17 protein-coding genes are annotated in these 19,327 nt (G+C 49.3%); 13 read left to right on the forward strand and 4 right to left on the reverse strand.

Going from position 1 to position 19,327, the window contains the following annotated elements; all coding sequences use genetic code 11:
* Positions 1-30: 30 nt before the first annotated feature.
* The gene (locus OTK50_RS16970; RefSeq protein ID WP_032872853.1) at positions 31-1,509 is read right to left on the reverse strand and encodes a peptide MFS transporter; all 1,479 of its coding nucleotides are present in this window, start codon (positions 1,507-1,509) and stop codon (positions 31-33) included.
* A gap of 278 nt (positions 1,510-1,787) precedes the next feature.
* Between OTK50_RS16970 and OTK50_RS16975 the strand changes: the two genes are divergently transcribed.
* A complete protein-coding gene (locus OTK50_RS16975; RefSeq protein ID WP_079891803.1) occupies positions 1,788-3,533 on the forward strand; it encodes a right-handed parallel beta-helix repeat-containing protein in 1,746 nt (581 codons plus the stop codon).
* 91 nt (positions 3,534-3,624) lie between these two features.
* Here OTK50_RS16975 and OTK50_RS16980 read toward each other — a convergent pair whose 3' ends face one another.
* Positions 3,625-3,846, reverse strand: coding sequence for a hypothetical protein (locus tag OTK50_RS16980; protein ID WP_007609365.1), 222 nt, complete (start codon positions 3,844-3,846; stop codon positions 3,625-3,627).
* A 121-nt stretch (positions 3,847-3,967) separates the two neighbouring features.
* Here OTK50_RS16980 and gerKA point away from each other — a divergent pair, with 121 nt between their 5' ends.
* The 10 genes from gerKA (at position 3,968) to OTK50_RS17030 (ending at position 14,754) form a co-directional block, all read left to right on the forward strand.
* A complete protein-coding gene (gerKA, locus tag OTK50_RS16985) occupies positions 3,968-5,608 on the forward strand; it encodes a spore germination protein GerKA (RefSeq protein WP_045206755.1) in 1,641 nt (546 codons plus the stop codon).
* The gene (locus OTK50_RS16990) at positions 5,595-6,821 is read left to right on the forward strand and encodes a Ger(x)C family spore germination protein (RefSeq protein ID WP_045206756.1); all 1,227 of its coding nucleotides are present in this window, start codon (positions 5,595-5,597) and stop codon (positions 6,819-6,821) included. Before gerKA ends, OTK50_RS16990 begins: the two co-directional genes overlap by 14 nt.
* A 24-nt stretch (positions 6,822-6,845) precedes the next feature.
* Complete coding sequence (locus tag OTK50_RS16995) at positions 6,846-7,964, forward strand: GerAB/ArcD/ProY family transporter (RefSeq protein WP_044802607.1); 1,119 nt, start codon at positions 6,846-6,848, stop codon at positions 7,962-7,964.
* 167 nt (positions 7,965-8,131) lie between these two features.
* Complete coding sequence (locus tag OTK50_RS17000) at positions 8,132-9,457, forward strand: LLM class flavin-dependent oxidoreductase (RefSeq protein WP_029326230.1); 1,326 nt, start codon at positions 8,132-8,134, stop codon at positions 9,455-9,457.
* A gap of 13 nt (positions 9,458-9,470) precedes the next feature.
* Complete coding sequence (locus OTK50_RS17005; protein WP_003156352.1) at positions 9,471-9,962, forward strand: GNAT family N-acetyltransferase; 492 nt, start codon at positions 9,471-9,473, stop codon at positions 9,960-9,962.
* Positions 9,963-9,990: 28 nt separating this feature from the next.
* Positions 9,991-10,782 carry an amino acid ABC transporter substrate-binding protein gene (locus OTK50_RS17010; RefSeq protein WP_007609375.1) on the forward strand — a complete coding sequence of 264 codons (792 nt, stop codon included), beginning with the start codon at positions 9,991-9,993 and terminating at the stop codon, positions 10,780-10,782.
* Between the two features lie 22 nt (positions 10,783-10,804).
* Positions 10,805-11,479, forward strand: coding sequence for an amino acid ABC transporter permease (locus tag OTK50_RS17015; RefSeq protein WP_007410261.1), 675 nt, complete (start codon positions 10,805-10,807; stop codon positions 11,477-11,479).
* A 13-nt stretch (positions 11,480-11,492) separates the two neighbouring features.
* Entirely contained in the window at positions 11,493-12,242 is a 750-nt protein-coding gene (locus OTK50_RS17020) for an amino acid ABC transporter ATP-binding protein (protein ID WP_007609376.1), read from the forward strand.
* Between the two features lie 17 nt (positions 12,243-12,259).
* Entirely contained in the window at positions 12,260-13,411 is a 1,152-nt protein-coding gene (locus tag OTK50_RS17025; protein WP_045206759.1) for a M20 peptidase aminoacylase family protein, read from the forward strand.
* Entirely contained in the window at positions 13,408-14,754 is a 1,347-nt protein-coding gene (locus tag OTK50_RS17030) for an MmgE/PrpD family protein (RefSeq protein ID WP_224224028.1), read from the forward strand. The genes OTK50_RS17025 and OTK50_RS17030 overlap by 4 nt, the downstream gene beginning before the upstream one ends.
* A gap of 103 nt (positions 14,755-14,857) precedes the next feature.
* On the opposite strand, the gene OTK50_RS17035 is transcribed toward OTK50_RS17030, so the two are convergent.
* Both OTK50_RS17035 and OTK50_RS17040 read right to left on the reverse strand, forming a co-directional pair.
* A complete protein-coding gene (locus OTK50_RS17035; RefSeq protein ID WP_045206762.1) occupies positions 14,858-15,541 on the reverse strand; it encodes an ABC transporter ATP-binding protein in 684 nt (227 codons plus the stop codon).
* A gap of 14 nt (positions 15,542-15,555) precedes the next feature.
* Entirely contained in the window at positions 15,556-16,986 is a 1,431-nt protein-coding gene (locus tag OTK50_RS17040; RefSeq protein WP_224224029.1) for an ABC transporter permease, read from the reverse strand.
* Positions 16,987-17,198: 212 nt separating this feature from the next.
* Between OTK50_RS17040 and OTK50_RS17045 the strand changes: the two genes are divergently transcribed.
* Positions 17,199-17,882: a response regulator transcription factor gene (locus OTK50_RS17045; RefSeq protein ID WP_007609386.1), complete on the forward strand. Its 684-nt coding sequence runs from the start codon at positions 17,199-17,201 to the stop codon at positions 17,880-17,882.
* Positions 17,869-19,296: a sensor histidine kinase gene (locus tag OTK50_RS17050; RefSeq protein ID WP_224224030.1), complete on the forward strand. Its 1,428-nt coding sequence runs from the start codon at positions 17,869-17,871 to the stop codon at positions 19,294-19,296. The genes OTK50_RS17045 and OTK50_RS17050 overlap by 14 nt, the downstream gene beginning before the upstream one ends.
* Positions 19,297-19,327: the final 31 nt, after the last annotated feature.

Here is a 19,327-nt window from a genome sequence, read left to right on the forward strand (position 1 = left end):
AGCCTGCGGACGATTCCGCAGGCTTTTCTTTTATTGTACGCCTTTCATCGCCCGTTTAATAACGGGAGATAGAAGAATCAAAATAATACCAAGAATGATCGAAATAAGACCGATTGAGCCGAAGTAGGCCGCTTCAGAAATCTTATCAAACAAACCGACTACTTTTGCGTTCAGGGCTTGACCGCAGGCGTTTGTTAAAAACCACATGCTCATCGTCTGCGCTGAGAAAGCGGCAGGCGCAAGTTTCGTTGTGACGGATAAACCGACCGGTGAAAGGCAAAGCTCACCAAGCACAACCAAAAGGAAGCTGAGCACAAGCCAAAGCGGGCTCACAAGCTCGCCGCTTCCGCCCATAACCGGAAGCACCATGACTAAAAATGATAATCCGGCAAGGATAATGCCGATCGCGAATTTAATCGGTGTTGAAGGCTGGCGTTTGCCGAGCTTCATCCAGATCCACGCGAACACCGGCGCGAAAATAACGATGAATAACGGGTTCAGAGACTGGAACCATGAAGACTCAAGATGCATGCCCGCAAAGGAAAGTCTCGTGCGCTGATCCGCATATAAAGCAAGAATCGTCGCGCCCTGCTCCTGAATCGCCCAGAACATTGCGGCTGCAATAAACAGCGGAACATAAGCCGCAAGCCGTGATTTTTCCGTTTTCGTCGCTTTTTTGCTCGTGAACATCACGATAAAGTAAATAACCGGAATGACAATGCCGAGGATACTGACGGTGTCAATCACACGCTGGATCGTCAGCCAGCCGGTTTGAATCAGAACGACGATAACGGCTGCTGCGATGACCACTCCGATTCCCGTGCCGATCACTGATGATTTAGAAATCGGATTCGGTACATTGGAGCCTGCTTTGCCGAGGTATTTCTTTCTCGTAAGAGCGAAAACAATCAGTCCGAGGAACATACCGGCCGCGGCGCATCCGAAGCCTAAGTGGTAGTTGTACTTCTGTCCGAGTGTTCCGACAATTAGCGGCGCAAGCAATCCGCCGAGGTTGATCCCCATGTAAAAGATGCTGAAACCTGAGTCGCGGCGCTCGTCTTCCTTCGTATATAAATCTCCGACAACGCTGGATACGTTTGGTTTAAGCAGGCCGGTTCCGATAATGATCAGAGCCATGCTCGTAAAAAACGCCGCCGTGCTGCCAGGGAAGGCAAGAGCGATGTGCCCGAACATAATTAAAATTCCGCCGTAAAATACGGTGTTTGCCGTGCCGAATACCCGGTCGGCCAGCCATCCGCCGATGACGCTCGACATGTATACGAGAGACCCGTATATGGACATGATGGCAACTGCGGTCGTTTTATCAAAGCCGAGACCGCCATGAGCGACTTCCGTGTATAAATAGTAAAGCAATATGGCTCTCATACCATAGTAGGAGAAACGCTCCCAAAATTCGGTGAAAAACAGTGTAAACAAGCCGCGGGGATGACCGAAAAAGCCTCGTTGCGGCACAGTTTCTGTTATAGAGTCCTTATCAATAGATGCCACCTGAGCCAACCCTTTCTTAAAAAAGTGTATTACAAAAATCATATTCTTATATAATACTTGTGTCAATATAATTTATACTGAATTCAAAAAATTCCAGAATGAAAAGATATTAAAACGTTGAATATAGACGAATCTTCCTAATTCCAATGACTTATTTTGTTATATTATCTGACGAAACTATCTTTATAAACTTTTTTAATAAAATTTAAAGTATGTACAGGCGGAGCGGGATAGAGCGGAATAAGATGACAATAAGAGAGGAAGGAGGAGATTATTACTTGCCGAATCGTATATTGGATATTACGGATTGCGGTGTGGCGGCAGACGGAAAAACCGACGTGACGGTCGCCATCAATCAATGCTTGGCCAGGGCCGTAAGCGAAGGCTGTCATACGGTGTTTTTTCCGCCCGGAACGTATAAAATCAACGGCACGCTTGGCGGGGACAGAAGCCAGCCGTTTCGGAACGCCGGGATTAACGTGCCGAGCCATCTCACCATCGTTTTAGATCCGGAATGCACGATTAAAGTGGCGCCGAACAGCTCCTGGGGCTACTCGGCTTTCTATATAGGCAGGCGTGAAAATGTCACCATCACCGGCGGCCGGATCATCGGAGAACGGGATGAACACACGTATACCAATGTCCCTTTGCGGTCGACCCATGAATGGGGGTTTGGAATCTGTATTGAAGGCAGCAGCAATGTGCTGATCGAAAATGTGAAGATTTCGGATTTTACGGGAGACGGCATAATTGTCAGCCCGCTCGGGTTAAAAACAAACAGTGATTACGAAACTTCAGAACAGGTGACCATCCGCCGCTGTGAGATCAGGCAGTCAAGGCGGAACAACATTTCAATCACCGGCTGCAATACCGTTACGGTGGAAGAATGCGTGATTGAAGACGCCGGGCAAGGGAACGGAACGGCTCCGAAATTCGGAATCGATATTGAATCGTACGGAGAAGGCGATATTGATTATGAGGAAGCTCTTCATATTACGGTCCGCAACAACTTCTTTTCCGGAAACGCCGCAAGCTCAGTCACCAATTTTAACGGATATAATGTGTTAATTGAAGGAAATCATTCCGATAACACAATCAGCTACGGGTATGGGGCACATACCGTCATTTCGGGGAATGTCTTCTTTCGGTCAGACGGCGGCTCAAGAACCGCAGTCGCCGGACAAGGTGTGTCACAAGGACAGGACAGCAGCAATGCCGTCATTTCCAACAATCTGATTACCGGGTTTTCCACCGGAATAGATGTAAGGGGAAAAAGCGTCCTCGTCACCCATAACAAAATCAATCAATTTGAAAATACGGGCATCTCCGTCTATCAGGCAGAAGATGTGACCGTTGACGGCAATGTCATTGAAAACGGACGTTCCGAAACGAGACGAAGCACGGGGATGCGGGCGACGCTGTCGGAAAACGCCGTTTTTACGAATAACACTCTGAATCAGGTGACAGACGGAATCAGCATGTCGGCCGGCAATATCACCGTAAAACAAAATGTGCTGACATCGTTCAGCCGGGGCATATGGGTCACAGGCGGAAATGCCGTTATTGAAGGAAATACGCTCATTCCGAATGCGTATCAGGGCGCCGCGGAGTCCTATGCCGTATCTGTGACAAATGACGCCAGGGCTGTCATCAAAGGCAATCTCTTTAAGAACTATAAAAACTATCCCGTATTCAGTTCAACATCCTCGGGAACCTCTGTCATCAGCAACCGCTTTGAATCATCACCGCTTATCGTTACCGTGTATCTGAACTCCGGCACGCATGAAGTCGTAGACAATACGCTCACGATCAACCGAACGGCGGGCAGCCCGATCGGCATCTATCTGAACGGAGCCTCCAATTCCCTCGTGTCGGGCAATACCATCAACAACCTTTCCGCCGCTTTTGCTTCCGCCATCCAAACCAATTCCTCCGCAAGCACCAAAATCATCGGCAACCGCATAATCAGAGGCGTCATTGTGAAACACACGACAGATACGGAAAGCGGAAATATCGTCATCTGAAAACAATCTGCATCGAAAAATAAAAAGAACACATGAACTCCGAGAGAAGGAGGGATGTGTTCTTTTTTGACACAATACAGCCGTGCGCCTGTCAGGCATCTTTTTTACCTGATTTATATAAAGCGATCATTTCTCTGATTAAAAAGAGGACGAATAAAAACAGCATCAGCCATTCTGAGAAGGTGGTCAATTTAAAAGCGGACAGGTTGTTTTGGACCGCTCCATAGAAACTGAAACCTTGCAGCATATCCATCGCGAGTGAAATCACCAGCAAGGCAGCCAGCAAAAAAAATGAAACTCCCAATATTTTCATGAGCAACACTCTCCCTTTTTATCCTTTTCGATTACGCAAAACTTATACAGACTTTCCGCCGTGCATAATCTTTTGCCGTACAGGAAGAATATGAAAAAAACAAGGAAAGGTTTTTTGCGATATGCCGCCATTTTTTAAGCAGAAGAAACAAAAAAAAGCCGATCGAAACGACCGTGACAATGAAGACAGTAAAGAAGCGGACAGCCAGCCGGACAAAGAGCGGGATGAGCCGATCTCCCTCAGCTTAAAGCAAAATATGAAGAAACTGTCTGAGAGGTTCGGCAACAGTGCCGATGTCGTCATCCGCCGGCTGAAAATCGGAAAAGAAGAGCTTCCGGCCGCAATTGTGTATATCGCCGGTTTGGTAGACGAACAGCTTGTCAGCCAATCCCTTCTGGAGGATTTAATCGACATCCCGTCCGTTCAGCCGGAACAAGCGGTCTGCCTGATATACGATAAAACGCTTGCGATCGGCGGGGTGAAAGAGGAAGAGAAGTGGAAAAGTCTTTATGCCGGGCTGGTGGCGGGCAGCACGCTCATTTTTGTCGACGGGGCTGACAAGGCGCTGATCGCCAGCACGGAAGGGGGAGAGCACCGGTCCATTCAAGAGCCGAGCACTCAGGTCTCTTTCCGCGGCCCGCGGCAGGGATTCACTGAATCTCTGCAAACCAATATTTCCATGATCCGCAGGTATGTAAAAACGCCTGATGTATGGGTTGAAAAAATGGAGATCGGACACGAAACGAATACGGATGTCGCGCTGATGTATATTAACGGAATTTGCGATAAAAAGCTGATTAAGGAAGTCCGCAAGCGGCTGAAGCACATTGACATCGACAGCATTTTGGAATCCGGCTACATTGAACAGCTCATTGAAGACGCGCCGTTTTCCGTGTTTCCCACCGTATATCATACGGAGCGGCCGGACGTTGTGGCGGGGAATCTGCTGGAAGGACGATTTGCGATTATCGTGGACGGAACGCCGTTCGTTCTCCTCGCGCCGGCCTTATTTATTCAATTTTTTCAATCGGTTGAGGATTATTATTCACGATTTGATATCGCCACCAGCATCAGGGTGCTGCGGGTTTTGATCTTCTTCATTTCACTGGTGGCGCCGGGGATTTATGTGGCGGCGACGACCTTTCACCAGGAAATGATTCCGACGCAGCTGCTGATTGTCATCGCGGCCCAGCGGGAGACGGTGCCGTTCCCGGCCGTGATTGAAGCGCTGACGATGGAAGTGGCCTTTGAGATTCTCAGGGAGGCGGGTGTCCGGCTTCCGAGAGTTGTCGGCTCCGCCGTTTCCATAGTCGGAGCGCTTGTCATCGGCCAGGCCGCCGTACAGGCCGGCATCGTTTCCCCGGCCATGGTTATCGTCGTCGCGCTGACGGCGATTGCCAGCTTTGCGACCCCGGCTTTTGACATGGCGATATCTGCGCGCCTGATCCGGTTTCTCTTTATTCTGTCGGCGGCGGTCATGGGATTTTACGGGCTGATTCTGGGCATTATCATGATGTTTGTCCATCTGTGCGGCCTGCGTTCATTCGGATTTCCGTATATGTCCCCGCTCGCTCCTTTAACCCCGGGCGGACTGAAGGATTCCCTCCTCCGCGCTCCGTTATGGGCGGATGAAAAAAGGCCGGGACTGCTCGTGCAGGAAAACAACAGGCGCCAAGGGGAACATCAAAGACCGAAACCGGAGACATCCAGAGGAATGGTTAATAAAGATGTAGAAGAGGGCGACGGTAATGAAAAGACGTAAATGGATGCTTATCCTTTGTACGATGGTTTCCCTTATGTTTGTATCCGGATGCTGGGATAAAAGGGAGCTGACCGATTTAGCGGTGATCTCCGCCATCGGTATTGACCGGACCGAAACGGGAAAGTACGTCCTTCACTTTCAAATTATCAATCCGGGAAACGTGGCCGGCGGTCTGCAGGGCGGCGGAGCGGGAGACCGGCCTCCGGTTTCCGTCTATTCGGTGTCCGGAGACAATTTGACGGAAGCTTTGAGAAAAGGCTCAATGAAAGTATCCAGAAGGCTCTATTTTGCGCATACGAATCTCGTGGTGTTCAGTGAAAAACTGGCGAAAGAGGAAGGGCTCAGTTTTATTCTGGACAATCTTGACCGCGACACCGAATTCAGGACGACCGCAACCGTTGTGATCGCGCATAATTCCAAGGCGGAAGACATTATTAAAGTGCTGACGCCGATTGATAAAATCCCTTCCAATAAAGTGAACAAGACGCTCAGCTTCACGCAGGAACAATACGGCAGAGTCATTAAAACCAGCCTTCAGGACGTTCTGATTGATCTCGCTTCTCCGACCGGGTCGCCGTTTATTCCTGGTTATGAAATGCACGGAGACGGTAAAGCCGGTCCTACGATGGAAAATACGCAGACAACTGAACCGAAAGCAGTGCTGTCAGCGGACGGACTGGCGGTGTTCAAAAAGGATGGGAGGCTGGATTACTGGATTGAGGATGACGACAGTGTGGGGGCTGTATGGCTGCTCAATAGGATCAAGCATACGTTCATCAATGCGGATTGGAAGAACGTGAAGCATGCAATCAGTCTGCAGGTCACCCGTCAGAATACAAAGGTGACGGCCACTTTTCCGAACGGAAAACCGCATATTCACGTGCATGCTCAGGTCGAGGGGCTGGTGGACGCTGTCAGATACCCTTTCCATCTGTCTGATCCGCAAGTGCTGATGACGATGCAAAAGGCGCTCAGCGTACAGCTTGAGAAAGATATCACCAAATCGATTGAAGATATAAAAGCCCATAAGAATGACTTCGTCGGCTTCGGAGACCTGATCTATCGGAAGCATCCAGACAAATGGAAAAAGTTCAAAGGGAAGTGGGATGAAGAATATTTCCCCAATCTCCCCGTAGATGTCAAAACGGAAGTCATTATCAGAAGAACGGGCTTGCGGAATAATCCTCTCTCAGACAAGCTTGAGCATGATTGATTTGAGGAGAAAGGAGCGAAGCGTATGGAAAATGCGAAAATCGGCACGCGTCAGCTGTTTATTATGATCATTTTGTTTGAGTTGGGCAGTTCGTTATTGATCCCGCCGGGCACGATGGCCGGGCGGGATGCATGGCTGTCCGTGCTTCTCGGGTGCGTTATCGGTCTCGGACTTTTCTACGTTTATCAGGCGCTGTATCAATTTTTTCCTGAGTCTTCTCCGAGAGATTACATGAACGAACTGATCGGCAGACATCTGAGCTGGGCGGTCTCCCTTCTTTATATTCTCTATTTTGCTTATATCGCCGCCCGCGTATTGCGGGATTTTGGCGAAATGCTGGTCACCTTCGCCTATCAGGACACGCCGATTTTAATTGTGAATGCCATGCTGATGATCGCCGCGATATTTGCGGTCAGAAAGGGAATTGAAGTGATAGCGAGAGCCGGCGAGCTGCTGTTTGGCATTATGTATTTCCTGACAGCCGTCGGGCTGATCCTCATTATCAGCTCAGGCACGATAAACCTCAGATTTCTCCAGCCCGTTTTAGCGGAGGGTGCAGGAACGGTCATTTATTCCGTGTTTAAACAGACGATGTTCATCCCGTTCGGTGAATTAATCGTGTTTGTCATGATTTTCCCTTATTTAAAAGATCGGAAAAAGGTGAAGAAAACCGGATTTATGGCGATTATCATCAGCGGGCTGTTTTTGGCGATGTCAGTGGCGATTAATATTTGTGTGCTGGACGTCAACTTAATGCTCCGCTCTCAATTTCCGCTGCTGAGCACCATACAGACAATTAAAGTGGAAGAGTTTTTAGACCGGCTGGATGTCTTTTTCATGCTCGTGCTCGTCATCGGCGGTTTTTTCAAAGTCAGCCTTTTTACATATGCGGTTGTCGTGGGCGTGTCCACGCTGTTTAAAGAAAAAAATCCGTCCCAGCTGGCCTTCCCGGTCGGATTGGGGGTGCTGATTCTCTCCATCAGCATCGCAAGCAATTTTTCGGAACACATGAATGAAGGCTTAAACATTGTGCCGATCTATATTCATCTTCCGTTTCAAGTGCTGTTCCCCGTTTTGCTGCTTATCATTGCCGTTATTAAGAAAAAGGTCAAAGGGACCGTCTATACAGTTTCGAAGAAATAACCCGGCCGGTGGGCCGGGTTTTTTAAATATCATGATTTTTGTCTTAATGCATTGACAAACTTGCCTGACAATTGTACATTTTGATTTATTCTTATAAAATTACTAGGAAATATAGGATTAGTAGTGTTAATATTTTTCGAACCGTATTTCAGAATAGAAGGAGATCCATCATGACAAAGAAAAAAGAAATCAAACTCGGTGTGTTTCTCGCGGGCACCGGCCATCATGTCGCTTCTTGGAGACATCCTCAGGCACCGGCGGACGCGAGCATGAATTTGGATTATTTCAAAGAACTGGCGAAAACGGCTGAGCGGGGAAAATTGGACATGCTGTTTTTGGCGGACAGTTTATCAATAGACGGCAAATCACATCCGAATGTGCTGACGCGCTTTGAGCCGTTTACGCTGCTGTCGGCGCTCGCTCAGGTCACATCCCGCATCGGTCTGACGGCGACCGCATCTACCACATACAGCGAACCGTTCCATATCGCGAGACAATTTGCATCGCTTGATCATCTTTCCAACGGCCGTGCGGGCTGGAATGTCGTCACATCTTCGATTGAATCGACCGCGCTTAATTTCAGCGGCGAAAAGCATCTTGAGCACCATCTCAGATATCAGCGCGCGGAAGAATTCGTTGAAGTCGTCAAAGGATTATGGGATTCGTGGGAGGAAGACGCCTTTATTCGTGACAAAGAATCAGGAGCTTTTTTCGATAAAGACAAAATGCATGAATTGAACCATAAAGGAACATATTTCTCCGTGAGAGGGCCGTTAAATGTCGCCCGCACACCACAAGGGCGCCCGGTCATTATTCAGGCCGGATCATCAGGAGACGGAAAAGCGCTGGCAGCCAAAACGGCGGAAGTCATTTTCACCGCGCAAAATCATTTGGAGTCCGCGCAGGAATTCTATCAATCTATTAAAGAACAAGCGGCTTCTTTCGGCCGTGATCCTGAAAAAATCGCGATCATGCCGGGAATTTTTCCCGTTATTGCCGATACCGAAGAAGAAGCGCAGGCAAAATATGAAGAGCTCCAAGACCTCATCATTCCGTCTGTCGGCCTGAACATTCTGCAAAACTATCTGGGCGGCGTCGACCTTTCCGCCTGCCCGCTTGACGGCCCGCTGCCTGAATTGGATGCGGATGCGTCGAATGCCGTTAAAAGCCGGTTCAAGCTCGTTCAGGAGATGGCCAAACGCGATAACATGACCATCCGCGAGCTGTACAAATATGTAGCGGGATCAAGAGGCCATCATATCTTTGTCGGAACGCCAGAACAGCTTGCCGATAAAATGGAAGAATGGGTCGGAAAACAAGCTTGTGACGGTTTCAACATCATGCCGCCGCTTTTGCCTGAAGGTCTCACTCTTTTTGTAGACAAAGTGATTCCGATTTTACAAGAACGGGGCGTGTTCAGAAAAGAGTATGAAGGAACGACGCTCAGAGAACATTTCGGACTGGAAAAACCGGCAAACCGATATGCCGACTAAAGGAGGGCTCATCATGTCAAGACAATACCGGCTCGCAACGGAGGCAGACGCTGATGAGCTGCTTTCACTGACACTGCGGGCGTATGAACCGATCCGCAAGCTCGGCATCAACTTTGCCGCAGCAACGGCGGATAAGGAGCTCGTTTTGAATAACATACAAAAAAACGCCTGTTACGTTTTGGAGGAAGACGGACGGATTCTGGCGACGATTTCTCTGCGGATGCCGTGGGGGCCGAATCCCGGGCCGTACGGTGTCCCTCATATTTGGTGGTTCGCCGTCGATCCTGAAACCGGAAAAAAAGGGACGGGCTCGGACATGCTGGAGTGGCTGGAGAATACAGTGCTCCGCGATACATTAAAAGCGCCTTTCGTGTCACTGGGCACAGCGGACAAGCATCCATGGCTGATCGGCATGTACGAGCGGAAAGGCTACGTCCGTGCAGGCGAAAAGGATTTAGGAAAAGGGCACATCACCATCTATTTAAAAAAACAATTGCAGGATTAACATTTTAATAGGAAAAGGCGGGATTTCAATGAAGAAGAAAACATGGGCTTTGCTGCTGTCTGCCGCGCTTTTGGCGGTCTTAACAGCATGCGGAAACGGAAAAGAAAGCGAAGGCGGCGATAACGTACTGCATGTAGGCGCCACGGGACAAAGCTATCCGTTCGCATATAAAGAAAACGGCAAGCTGACCGGCTTTGACGTGGATGTCATGGAAGCCGTCGCGAAAAAGATCAACATGAAACTGGACTGGAAGCTGCTTGAATTCAGCGGTCTGATGGGAGAGCTCCAGACCGGCAAACTCGACACCATCTCAAACCAGGTCGCTGTCACGGACGAACGCAAGAAAACGTATAACTTCACAGAACCGTATTCGTATGCGGGCACTCAAATCGTCGTCAAAAACGATAACAAAGACATCAAATCAGTCAACGATCTAAAAGGAAAAACAGTGGCGGCCGTTCTGGGCTCAAACCACGCGAAAAACCTTGAGAGCAAGGACCCGGATAAAAAAATCAACATTAAAACGTATGAAACACAAGAAGGCACGCTGAAAGACGTGGCTTACGGACGGGTTGACGCTTATGTGAACAGCCGCAGCGTCCTGATCGCCCAGATCAAAAAGACAGGTCTGCCTCTGAAATTAGCAGGAGACCCGATTGTCTATGAAAAAGTCGCTTTCCCGTTTGCGAAAGATGCGGCTCACGATAAAATCCGCAAAAAAGTAAACAAAGCCATTGAAGACCTGCGAAAAGACGGCACGCTGAAAAAGCTGTCTGAAAAGTACTTTAAAGAAGACATCACAACAGAAGCAAAGCATTGAGAAACGGCGGTGAAAATCGAGAATGAACAGCATTGATTGGGGATTTATGTTTTCAGCTTTTCCCGCGTTAATCGAAGCCTTGCCGATCACATTACTAATGGCCGTCGCGGCCATGGTATTTGCCGTGATCGGCGGCCTTATATTAGCGCTTATCACAAAAAATCGTGTTCCTGTGCTTCACCAGCTGTCAAAGGTGTATATTTCATTTTTCCGGGGCGTGCCGACGCTCGTGCAGCTTTTCTTAATTTATTACGGCCTGCCCCAGCTCTTTCCCGGAATGAGCAAGATGACGGCGTTAACTGCGGCGATTATCGGGTTAAGCCTGAAGAATGCCGCCTACTTGGCTGAAATCTTCCGCGCGGCGCTCAACTCAGTCGATGAGGGGCAGCTTGAAGCCTGTCTGTCTGTCGGAATGACAAAATCCCAGGCGTACAGACGGATCATTTTCCCGCAAGCCGTCAGAAACGCGCTTCCCGCGACGGGAAATACGTTTATCGGCCTGTTAAAGGAAACATCGCTCGCCTTTACATTAGGAGTGATGGAAATGTTCGCCCAAGGAAAAATGTACGCATCAGGCAACCTCAAATATTTTGAGACGTATTTAGCCGTCGCGGTCATGTACTGGATTCTTACGATTATTTACAGTGTGCTGCAGGATCTGCTCGAACGGGCGATCAGCAAGCCTTATCGCACATAGGAGGAGGCTCAGGATGATACAAGTCAGACATATTCGAAAAGCATTTAAAGACCTTACCGTACTTGACGGGATCGACCTTGAGATCAAAAGCGGCGAAGTCACGGCCATCATCGGCCCGTCAGGCTCGGGAAAATCAACGCTCCTCCGTTGTTTGAATCTGCTGGAGCGCCCGGATGACGGCATCATTGAAATCGGTGATGCAAAACTGAATGCAGTGTCCTATTCGCGCAAAGACGTTCATAAGCTTCGCCAGCAGACGGCAATGGTGTTTCAGAATTACAACCTGTTCAAAAACAAAACCGCCCTGCAAAATGTGACAGAGGCGCTGATCACCGCGCAAAAGAAACCGAAAAAAGAAGCGGAACAGATCGGTATGGATCTGCTGCGGCAAGTCGGTTTAGAACACAAAGCGGACAGCTACCCGATTACGATGTCGGGCGGGCAGCAGCAGCGGATCGGGATTGCGCGCGCCTTGGCCGTTGATCCTCACGCGATTTTACTGGATGAACCGACTTCGGCCCTTGACCCTGAGCTTGTAGCCGGGGTGCTCCAAGTCATCAAATCAATTGCCGAAAAACAGACAACCATGATCATCGTCACGCATGAGATGGCTTTTGCTCGTGAAGTGGCCGACAAAGTTATTTTTATGGCAGACGGACGCATCATCGAACAGGGAACGCCGGAAGAGCTGTTTGACAATCCGCAGAACGAACGGACGAAAAAATTCATTAAGCAAGTGGGAGAGCCCGCCGAACTTGTCTAAGAAGGGAAGAAGAAGAAATGGCAAATGAAACGTATGAATCATTAAACAAACGTTTAATCAATATCCGCCGCGACCTTCATGAATACCCTGAGCTGTCAGGCGAGGAATTCGAAACGACGAATAAAATCCGCCGCTGGCTGGAGGAAGAAGGAATCACGGTTCTTGATATGCCGAAACTTCAAACCGGAGTGATCGCTGAAATCAAAGGAGACAAAAGCGGCCCCGTCATCGCCGTCAGAGCGGACATCGACGCATTGCCGATCGAAGAGAAAACAAACCTTCCGTTTGCTTCGCGCAACAGCGGCGTGATGCACGCCTGCGGCCATGATTTCCATACGGCATCTATCCTCGGCACGGCTTTTTTATTAAATGAGAGAAAGCATGAGCTGAAAGGAACGGTGCGGTTTATTTTTCAGCCCGCGGAAGAAATCGCCGCCGGAGCAAGACAGGTCATTGAAGCCGGCGCGCTTGACGGTGTATCGGTGATATTCGGCATGCATAACAAACCTGACCTCCCCGTCGGCACGGTCGGTCTGAAAGAAGGCCCGCTGATGGCGAGTGTCGACCGCTTTGAAATCACCGTTAAAGGAAAAGGCGGCCACGCCGGAATCCCTGATAACAGCATTGATCCGATTCAGGCGGCAGGGCAGATTATCGGCGGCCTGCAATCGGTTGTCAGCAGAAATATCAGCTCGCTTCACAATGCCGTCGTCAGCATCACAAGAGTTCAAGGCGGCAGCTCTTGGAATGTCATCCCGGACCATGTTGAAATGGAAGGCACCGTCCGGACGTTTCAAAAGGAAGCGCGTGACGCTGTGCCGAAACATATGAAGCGGGTTGCCGAAGGAATCGCGGCCGGATTCGGGGCAGAAGCCGATTTCCGTTGGTTTCCTTACCTGCCGTCAGTGATGAACGACGCCCGTTTCATACAGGCGGCGGAACAAACGGCTGAAGATCTCGGGCTTCAAACCGTTCGGGCAGAACAGTCGCCGGGCGGCGAAGACTTCGCGTTATATCAAGAAAAAATCCCCGGCTTCTTCGTCTGGATGGGAACAAACGGAACGGAAGAATGGCACCATCCCGCCTTCACACTCGACGAAAAAGCGCTCCCGGCAGCGGCTGAGTTTTTCGCCCGGCTTGCCGTCAATGTATTGGAGCAGACGGAATGAATACGGAAAATCTGACGGCCGGGCTTGCTCAGGCCGTCATGTCGTCTGTGCCGGAAACATCCGCTGAAGCGATGAAAGAAGCGCGCAAAGGACTGCTTGATTTTACAGCGGCAGCTTTTGCGGGGAGACGGGATAAAGGAGTTGAAAAGCTGGTAAAACTGGCCGAAGAAGAAGGCGGGGCGCCGATAGCGCCGCTTATCGGCAGAAATCAAAAAACCACGCCGTCCCAATCCGCGCTCATTAACGGATTCATCGCACATGCGCTTGATTTTGACGATGTTCATTCTGATGTAAGAGGACATCCGAGCGCAGTCATCCTTCCGGCTTTGATTGCAGCCGCATCAGCCGGCCGGATAGACAAGAGCCGCTTTCTCGGTGCTTATGTGACGGGAATCGAAGTGATGGCGCGGCTCGGCGAGTCAGCTGGAAGGCATCATTACGAGAAAGGCTGGCACAATACAGGAACGTTAGGTGCCATTGCGGCCGCATGCGCCGTCGGATTCGCGGAGAATCTGAATCAAATCCAATTGCAGAAAGCAATCGGGTTTGCGGCCGCCCGTTCCGGAGGCATGAGAGTGCAATTCGGGACAGAAATGAAGCCGCTCCACGCAGGACTGGCCGCTCAAGCCGGATTGTTCGCCGTAAAGCTTGCAAAGACCGGTTTCGGCGGCTCAGTTCATGCGCTCGACGGGGAGAAAGGTTTTTTCGGACTGTACGGCGATCTTGAACGGGCAGAAACCCTGCTTGTAAACGGGTGGGGAAACCCTTGGCGGATTGTGAGCCCGGGACTTTGGTTTAAGGTTTATCCGTTTTGCTCGGCGGCTCATCATGCGGCGGACGCCATTCTCAAGCTGAAGGCCGAACATGGTCTCACTTTCTGCCAAACGGAACGAATCGACGTGATTTTTCCGCCGGGCGGGGACGCCGCATTGACAGAACGGCGTCCGAAAACAGGCGAAGCGGGAAGATTCAGCGTGGAATATGTGATCACCTTAGCTTTGCACGGTAAGGATTTTTCAGTTGAACATTTTACATCCGAGCCGATTCCTGAATCCTTTCAAAAAGGATTTGAGCGGATTCACCGCAGCTGCGATGATCAAATTCAGCCGGCTGACAACGCCGTTCCGAAGGGCCGTTTTACAATTGTACGGGTTACGGATTCCGGCGGTCATGTCTATGAAACACGTATCGACTGTCCGAAGGGAGCGCCGGGAAACGGCCTTTCTGAAAAAGACATTGAAGACAAACTCCGGCTCGCTTTGCCGGGGGAAGAGGAAAAGGCGGAAGAATTGATCAAAGCAGCCGGACAATCAAATATTGACCGTTATTTACAGCTGATATAAATAAAAAGAGCGAGGGGATGCAGCCCTCGCTCTTTTTACGTTCACTTCTATTGAATAGGGGGATATAGGGTGCGCCCCTGTCTGCGCTGGCAGGGGCGCGGTATCAGGAAACGGCCGTGCCGTTTTCTTTGACCGTGAAACTTCCTCTTGATAAGCGGATGTTGATATCCGAAACTTTGGCAATTTGTTCGTCGTGCGTCACCATGATGACGCATTTGCCGCCTTTATGCGCCAGATCCTGAAAGAGCCGGACGATTTCCTTTGACGTATCCTCGTCGAGATTTCCCGTCGGCTCGTCCGCGCAAATCAAATCCGTGTCACAGCAGAAAGCCCGCGCAATTGAAACGCGCTGCTGCTGTCCGCCGCTTAATGTCAGCACCCGCTGACGGGCCTGCTGTTCAGTGATGCCGACTTTTTTCAGCATGCTGAGCGCGAACGCATCTTTGTTGTTCTCCTTAGAGCCGGTGATCTCCATCGCCGTTGTGACATTCTGGAGCCCCGTCATATACGGGATCAGATGATAAGATTGAAAGACGATAGAGACATATTGATTTCTGAATTTGGTTAATCCGATTTTGGAGATGTCTTCTCCGTTATAAAGGATGCTTCCCTCTTTAGGTGTATCAAGTCCGCCCGCCAGAGACAGAAACGTTGTTTTCCCCGTCCCGGAGACGCCGACAATTGTATAAAACTTCCCTTTTTCAAAGCTGATCGTTATATTCTGAAACAGCGGCTGTGATTTGTCTTGGTACCAGTAGCCGGTCTGTTGAAAGGTTAATAGGCTCATTATGCTGCCTCCTCTTATTCCTGCTTGGTCAGGATCGTTTTAGGGTGAAGCCGCATGACTGATACAGACGGCAGTAATGTGGCGATGACGGCAATTGCGACGCCGATCCCGCCAAGAATCAGAAGGTCATTCAGCGAGACGTTTACCTGCATTGTACTGATGACATCCGCGCCGGATGAATGCTGACCGAACAAGCCGCCTCCCCGCGGCATTTCTCCTCCGCCCCAGCCGCTTGTTTGCTGCTGTGAATCATCGGCTGAGCTGACCTGCTGGGAAAGAAGCTGATTTCCGAGCTGATTCGCCACAAGGCTGCCCGTGACGGATGCGATCCCGATGGCAATCACGGCGACAACCAGAATTTCCGTTAAGAATTGTCCGATGAGCTTCCAGCGCTTTTCGCCGATCGCCATCAAGACACCCATTTCATACTTGCGTTCCCTGATCGACATCATCACGATCAACCCGAGAATGACCGCGCCCGCGATGGATACAAGGTATACCACGTTTTTAGAAAATGACGCGACATTTTCAATCGGGCCGACCATTTGCTGATACACCTGATCATTTGTCGTCAGCGCGTAGGTTTTATCATCTATAGATGTTTTTTTCGCAGCCGCAACGAATGAATCAATATATTTTGCATCATCCATATAATAAACGGCTGAGCTGATTTTGTTTTTGTAATCAGACCCTTTTAACGCCGCCGCGGCGGTGTAAGGCGTATAGATTTTATTGTCAGGATTTAAGAATGAAAAATGCTGTGCCTGATCGTCTCCTGATGATGTTGTTTTATAGATTCCCACAATTTTAAGCTTCGTTTTCACAGAATCATCCGCTGCTGAGGAAACGGTAATGGAGCCGCCGACTTTCAGCTTATTTTGATCTGCCAGCGTTTCATTAATCACGGCGACTTTTGCGTCCGCATCTGTTTTTGTGATGGCGCGGCCGTCAGTGATTTTTGAACTCCCGCCTGTGAAATCATCAAGCAATGCCGTAGAGAGCACGCCTTCGATCGAGATATCCGCTGAAATCATCTGTCTTCCGCCGCCTTGAAAACGGCCGGCGCCGGAACTGGCTGATTCGCCTGAGCTTTTTATCGCATCAAAGGTTTCTGCATTTGCTGACGCTGTCGTGAGGAAGTTGTAATTTTTAACATGCTGTAAAGATGTAAGCTTCTTGGCATCTGAGACGGAAATCGGGGTTGATTCAAACGTCCTCTTTTCACCGTCTTTTTGCTGCTGCGCCATTTGCTTTTGGCGGTCAGCCTGGAGTGTGACGCTCCCGCCGAGCTGCTGCCTTGCCAGTTCGCTTGATTTCTTTGCCGCTGACTGGATCGTAAGACCGGACAGGACAAAAATGCAAATCACTGAAAATACAACCAGCTGCAAAAATGTTTTTCCCTTTTTTTCCTTCATGCTCCAAAAGGCTCTTTTTATAAAGTTCATGTCTGTTCCTCCGTGTGGGTGTCAGATCTTGTAAAACCGGCCTTCTTTAGCATCGGTCATCCGATATGTATATAGTAGGAGAAATGTATGAAAAAAATATGAACAAACTATTTCCGGGTGATGAAATAAAAACTAACAATTGTGAAACCCGAAAACATCCGAGTAAAATGGTGCTATTATAAGAAAAAGCGTCAAGATAAGCGGAGGAACCAATGAAGATATTAATGATAGAAGACAATATAAGCGTATGCACCATGACGGAAATGTTCTTTTTTAAAGAAGGGTTTGAAGCCGAATTTGTCCATGACGGAGTGGAAGGCTATCAGCGGTTCACGGAAGAGGACTGGGATTTAGTCATTCTGGACATTATGCTTCCATCCATGGACGGAGTGACGATCTGCCGGAAAATAAGAGAGACGAGCAGTGTGCCGATTATTATGCTGACCGCAAAGGACACGGAGTCCGATCAGGTGATCGGGTTTGAAATGGGGGCCGACGATTATGTCACCAAGCCGTTCAGCCCGCTGACACTAGTAGCGCGGATTAAAGCGGTGATCAGAAGATACCGGGCGACGGGGCAGGCCGTAAAAAGCGACGACTTGATCGAAACGTCGTGTTTTTCAATCAATAAGAAGACACGGGAAGTGTTTCTGCACGGAAAACCTGTCGAGAATCTGACGCCGAAGGAATTCGATCTGCTCTTTTATCTCGCACAAAACCCGCGCCAGGTCTTTTCGAGAGAGCAGCTGCTTGAGCAGGTGTGGGGCTATCAATTTTACGGCGATGAACGTACGGTTGATGTTCATATTAAACGGCTGCGCAAAAAACTGTCCAGTGACGAAAAACCGTTTTTATACACGGTGTGGGGGGTAGGATACAAATTTGATGAGGATTAAATACTTATATCAGCTGCTGTTAAGCCATGTCAGTATTTTGATTTTGGCCTTTTTCATCATCATTTCCCTGTTTTCGCACTTTGTGAAAGATTTTGCGTATCAAAATAAAGTGGATGAGCTGTCATCTTACGCGCAGCAGATCACAAGTGAGCTGAACGGCCGTGATTTTGATCTGCGCCGCCTGTATCCGTATCAGGACATGTTAAAAACGCGCGAGACCAGGTTTATTATTTTTGATGAACATCAGCGGCCTTACTTTTTTCCTGACGATATGCCGCCGCGCGAGAAGCTGAAAAGTAAAGAGTGGCACATGCTGAAGCAAGGGAAAACCGTTCAGATCAGAGCGGAGATGAACCGTTTTAATACGGAAGGCTTGGAAGTATCGCTTGTCGCAAAGCCGCTTTTTATCAACGATCAATTTAAAGGGGCGGTGCTGCTCGTGTCTCCCGTCAGAGGGGTCGAGCAGATGATCAGCCAGGTCAACCGCTATATGATTTACGCGATCATCAGCACCCTTATCATCACGATCCTGCTGAGCTGGCTTTTATCTAAATTTCACGTCAAGCGGATTCAGACATTGCGGGATGCGACCGGAAAAGTGGCATCCGGTGATTACGATATTTCGCTCAAGAACAGCGGCGGCGATGAAATCGGCATGCTGGCGTCCGATTTCAACACCATGGCCAAAAATCTGAAGCAATCGAGAGAGCAGATTGACCGCCTTGAAAAGCGGAGGCGCCAATTTATCGCCGATGTCTCCCATGAGCTGAGAACGCCTTTGACGACCATTAACGGACTTGTGGAGGGGCTTAACAGCAACACCATCCCGGAAAAAGATAAAGAGAAATGCTTCTCGCTGATCAGCGAAGAAACGAAGCGGATGCTCAGGCTCGTGAAAGAAAACCTGGATTATGAAAAAATCAGATCCCAGCAAATCAAACTGGACAAGCTCAGTCTGCCGCTCATCGAGGTGTTTGAAATTATTAAAGAGCATCTCAATCAGCAGGCGGAGGAAAAACAAAATCAGCTGCGGATTCAAGTGGAGGACGGCGTCAAAGTATACGCCGATTATGACAGGCTGATCCAGATTCTCGTCAACATCACGAAAAACAGCATACAATTTACGCAAAAGGGAGACATCACGCTGCGCGGGTATGAAGGCTATAAAGAAACGGTGATTGAAATCGAAGACACCGGGATCGGCATCTCCAAAGAGGAAATTGAACATATATGGGAGCGGTTTTATAAGGCAGATGTCTCCCGGACGAATACGGCATACGGCGAATACGGACTCGGCCTTTCCATCGTCAGGCAGCTCGTCGAAATGCACAAGGGCACGATAGATATTGACAGCGAAAAAGGAAAAGGCACGACCTTTACAATCCGCCTTCCGCTGAATACGAAAAATGAATAATCTTGAAACCGGCGGTCCCGTCTGGCCGCCG

It is taken from the genome of Bacillus sp. NEAU-CP5 (assembly GCF_026420705.1).
Classification (GTDB): Bacteria; Bacillota; Bacilli; order Bacillales; family Bacillaceae; genus Bacillus; species Bacillus velezensis.

Bases quoted from the DNA above. Each gene is read 5' to 3' on its own strand.
- OTK50_RS16980 (WP_007609365.1), bottom strand. From the start codon at position 3,846: ATGAAAATATTGGGAGTTTCATTTTTTTTGCTGGCTGCCTTGCTGGTG.
- gerKA (WP_045206755.1), top strand. From the start codon at position 3,968: ATGCCGCCATTTTTTAAGCAGAAGAAACAAAAAAAAGCCGATCGAAAC.
- OTK50_RS16990 (WP_045206756.1), top strand. From the start codon at position 5,595: ATGAAAAGACGTAAATGGATGCTTATCCTTTGTACGATGGTTTCCCTT.
- OTK50_RS16995 (WP_044802607.1), top strand. From the start codon at position 6,846: ATGGAAAATGCGAAAATCGGCACGCGTCAGCTGTTTATTATGATCATT.
- OTK50_RS17005 (WP_003156352.1), top strand. From the start codon at position 9,471: ATGTCAAGACAATACCGGCTCGCAACGGAGGCAGACGCTGATGAGCTG.
- OTK50_RS17010 (WP_007609375.1), top strand. From the start codon at position 9,991: ATGAAGAAGAAAACATGGGCTTTGCTGCTGTCTGCCGCGCTTTTGGCG.
- OTK50_RS17015 (WP_007410261.1), top strand. From the start codon at position 10,805: ATGAACAGCATTGATTGGGGATTTATGTTTTCAGCTTTTCCCGCGTTA.
- OTK50_RS17020 (WP_007609376.1), top strand. From the start codon at position 11,493: ATGATACAAGTCAGACATATTCGAAAAGCATTTAAAGACCTTACCGTA.
- OTK50_RS17025 (WP_045206759.1), top strand. From the start codon at position 12,260: ATGGCAAATGAAACGTATGAATCATTAAACAAACGTTTAATCAATATC.
- OTK50_RS17030 (WP_224224028.1), top strand. From the start codon at position 13,408: ATGAATACGGAAAATCTGACGGCCGGGCTTGCTCAGGCCGTCATGTCG.
- OTK50_RS17035 (WP_045206762.1), bottom strand. From the start codon at position 15,541: ATGAGCCTATTAACCTTTCAACAGACCGGCTACTGGTACCAAGACAAA.
- OTK50_RS17040 (WP_224224029.1), bottom strand. From the start codon at position 16,986: ATGAACTTTATAAAAAGAGCCTTTTGGAGCATGAAGGAAAAAAAGGGA.
- OTK50_RS17045 (WP_007609386.1), top strand. From the start codon at position 17,199: ATGAAGATATTAATGATAGAAGACAATATAAGCGTATGCACCATGACG.